The following is a 3,348-nucleotide window of genomic DNA, read 5'->3' on the forward strand; positions in this document are numbered from 1 at the left end:
CATAATAAAGTCCTCCTGTTTTTAGTTTATCATAAAAAGATTTTTTTATTTACAGACTTTTTATCACAGGCTCAAATTAACTGGTCATAAAAAAACAGTACCACTATTAGAACTCCTATCATCGAAACAAGTTTTAAAAAATCAATGGAAAATAGATTATATATATTCTTATAAAGGATATGTGCCATTTGAAACAAGAAGAAAACCGTCTGAATGGATATCGAAACTTTTTTCAATATGGGGAGTGTGTGGATTTCTCTTACTCTTTTTATCCTGATTTTTTAATGTTTTATTATTTTTTCTGTTCAATTTAATATAATGCAAATAAATTCAATTACTGATTCTTGGACCATGAGATAATTCCTGATAACATTAATAAACTAATTATAGTACCTTCGCGAACGAATACCGGAAGCTTGAAATTCAATGATATAAATATAGAAATCAGAACACAGGTGATATCAATAGAATAACGATAAAATTTGAATGGTTTTGATGTTTTATCAGAAAGTAAAATACAAAAATATTCTATTGGAAACTTAAAAATACCTAATTTTAAAATTTTACCAGTTCCCATACCGGCAAAAAACGTTCCTACAATAAAAGTAATAATTCTTAAAAAATAATTTTTAAAAATAATACTTTCAAATAAAGTGTATAAAAATATATTGATTATCACTCCAAAAAAGACAAGAGCAATAAACATCAACAAATAATTTTTAATTCTGTTTTCTGGATTTAATAAAACACAAAAAATTAAAAAGACCAAATTAATTATGGTTGTGATAGTTCCAACCTTTATAGAAGTAATATTTGATAATGCAACATTGAAAGAATTGAAACTACTCACGCCAATATTAGATTTAATAGTTAAACTGATACCGAAAGCACTGAGTAAGTAAAACAGCAAAGAAATAAGTATATTTTTAATTTCCATAATTAAATTCCTCCTGATTATGATATACTATTATTATACATATATATGATGCTATAATTACTATGAGATATATCATACTTGAGAGGAAATTATGAAAAAAATACTTTTTAATGAATATTATGATGAAGATATCAAAAAAAACAAAACTTTGATGAGTTATTATTCTAAAGAAAGCTTAAATAATTCATATATAATAGAATTTGCGAATAATGAATTTATTCAGGAGGAAGATCGCAGCGTAAATTTTCTTTATTTTATCATACAGGGAAAAGCTAAAATATTAAAAAATCAAGCAAATGGTAAACGAATGATATTACAATTTTTAAAAGAGGAAGATTTTATTGGAGACTTAACAGTTATTGGAGCAGAGAAAGTTACTAAAGATGTTTTGTCAATTGGTAATACAGTCTGTTTAGCAACACCCGTTAATTATGTAATTGAAATATTAATGGAGGATAGGTTCTTTTTAAAGAAAATAAGTAGATATATCGGAGAAAAATTATTAAGCAGAATGGATTTTTTTGTTGATAATCAAACTTATGAACTAAAATACCGATTAGCCGAAGTTATGTTAACAGTATCTATAAATAATGTTTATAAAGAGAATCATTTGCAGATAGCTGAATATTTAGGAGTTAGTTATAGACATTTATTACATACTATGAAAAAATTTAAAGATGAAAAAAAGATGTACAAAGAAGGAAGCAAATATATAATAGATAGAGAAAAACTTGAACTATTAGTTAATGAAAAAAATGGTTTGTAAAAAAATTATAAATAGATTGATTTTTTGATTCGCGTGATAGGATTGCAAAAATTTATATAAGTAATAAAAATATAAAATAATTTATTTATTAAAAACTTCAATGCCCTCCAAAGAGGGCTTTTATTATGCGGATAAAGAGATTAGGATTTTTTTTAAAACTTAATTCTTTCGGCTTTAAACAGATTGAATATCGATAAAAATATGAAAAATATTATATTGGAAAATATGTTAATTACAGAGTAGGCAATCTTGTTTTTAATATTAAATATGTGTTTTTATTATTATTACAGTATGCTATAATTATCTTGTGGTAAAATTTTAATGAAAAGATGATGCGAATGAAAAATGGGTTTTATACTTGGAATTTTAGCAGTAATAAGTGTTTACAGCCAAAATCAAGTTTCAATCACCGCAGATAATCATTATAATAAACTGGCGAATATGGATTTAAGTCACGGCTATCCAATGGAAGAAGAAAAAGAATAATGTTTAAAAAGAGCTGTAATAATCTATACTTTGAAGGATTTAAATTTTTCAGATAAAATAATTATCACTCTCATCTTTAGTTATGTCAGATAATTTATTTGCAGCTGAAATATCTAAACAGGTATGTAATTTGCAAAAGAAAAACGAACAAGTAATAAAATAATTCTTGTTTAGTGATATACAGGCTTAATACTCCAATAGATTTAGCATAAAAAAATAGAACAGCGGCAGATTAATGGAAAGGTTGAATAAGATCAGTCTTTTTATGACCAGAGAATAAAATTCTCAAAATAAATGATCCGAAATTACATAAGTATTGATGCCGGTTAAAGAGTTTGAATAATTTATAAAAATGGTTTTAAAGTCTTATATTGGTAAGAGTAATTATATAATTTGAGGAGGAAACCAGCATGAGAATTTTGAGTATTAATTTATTTATGTTGTTTTTATTATCATGTTCAAGTAACAAAGTGGAAGTGAGAAGTTTAAGCGGTTTTGAAAGTGAAAAATATTTAGGGAAATGGTATGAGATTGCTAGAATAGATAACAGATTTGAAAAAAATATGATTAATGCAACTGCAGAATATTCTTTAAATCCTGATGGAACCATCAAAGTGGTGAATAAAGGATATGATAAAATAAAAAATACAGAAAAGATGATAGAAGGAAAAGCAAAAATTATTGATAAAGGTTTGTTAAAAGTATATTTTGTTCCCTTTTTCGGAGCAGACTACAATATATTATATGTAGATAACGACTATCAATATGCAGTAGTAGGCGGAAATAAGAAAAATTACCTTTGGATACTGAGCAGAAGAGATACATTGGAAGAAAACATATATGATGAATTAGTCAAAATAGCCTCTGAAAGAGGATATGATGTAAAATTACTTCAAAAATTTTAAGAAAAACAAAAGATAAGTATTCAAATTAAAAGCCATAACTCTTATTTAGGCTTATGAATAAAATATTTCCAATTAAGAACGAACAGATGCTGCTGTTTAAAGATATCTAAGATTAATTTTGAGGGAACAAAATCTTATGTTCCCTGTATTTTAACATGCTGAAAGATTTACCGGATGAAATAGAGCCTGTGATAAAAAGTCTGTAAATAAAAAAATCTTTTTATGATAAACTAAAAACAGGAGGACTTTATTAT

The 3,348-nt window shown here is 25.4% G+C and carries 4 protein-coding genes; 3 read left to right on the top strand and 1 reads right to left on the bottom strand.

The features are described 5' to 3' along the window. Positions 1-334: 334 nt before the first annotated feature. A complete protein-coding gene (locus NK213_RS19290) occupies positions 335-937 on the bottom strand; it encodes a YitT family protein (RefSeq protein WP_253352355.1) in 603 nt (200 codons plus the stop codon). A gap of 91 nt (positions 938-1,028) precedes the next feature. Here NK213_RS19290 and NK213_RS19295 point away from each other — a divergent pair, with 91 nt between their 5' ends. The 3 genes from NK213_RS19295 to NK213_RS19305 all read left to right on the top strand — a co-directional run bounded on the left by NK213_RS19295 (position 1,029) and on the right by NK213_RS19305 (position 3,094). Further along, positions 1,029-1,703, top strand: a complete 675-nt coding sequence (locus NK213_RS19295; protein WP_253352357.1) for a cyclic nucleotide-binding domain-containing protein — start codon at positions 1,029-1,031, stop codon at positions 1,701-1,703. A 345-nt stretch (positions 1,704-2,048) separates the two neighbouring features. Beyond that, positions 2,049-2,189 (top strand): hypothetical protein, encoded by a 141-nt coding sequence (locus NK213_RS19300; protein WP_253352358.1) that lies wholly within the window; start codon positions 2,049-2,051, stop codon positions 2,187-2,189. Positions 2,190-2,599: 410 nt separating this feature from the next. Next, positions 2,600-3,094 carry a lipocalin family protein gene (locus tag NK213_RS19305; protein ID WP_253352360.1) on the top strand — a complete coding sequence of 165 codons (495 nt, stop codon included), beginning with the start codon at positions 2,600-2,602 and terminating at the stop codon, positions 3,092-3,094. The last annotated feature ends 254 nt before the right edge of the window (positions 3,095-3,348 follow it).

Source organism: Sebaldella sp. S0638, from assembly GCF_024158605.1.
Classification (GTDB): Bacteria; Fusobacteriota; Fusobacteriia; order Fusobacteriales; family Leptotrichiaceae; genus Sebaldella.

Coding starts and splice junctions, on each gene's coding strand:
- NK213_RS19290 (WP_253352355.1), bottom strand. CDS start 937: ATGGAAATTAAAAATATACTTATTTCTTTGCTGTTTTACTTACTCAGT.
- NK213_RS19295 (WP_253352357.1), top strand. CDS start 1,029: ATGAAAAAAATACTTTTTAATGAATATTATGATGAAGATATCAAAAAA.
- NK213_RS19300 (WP_253352358.1), top strand. CDS start 2,049: ATGGGTTTTATACTTGGAATTTTAGCAGTAATAAGTGTTTACAGCCAA.
- NK213_RS19305 (WP_253352360.1), top strand. CDS start 2,600: ATGAGAATTTTGAGTATTAATTTATTTATGTTGTTTTTATTATCATGT.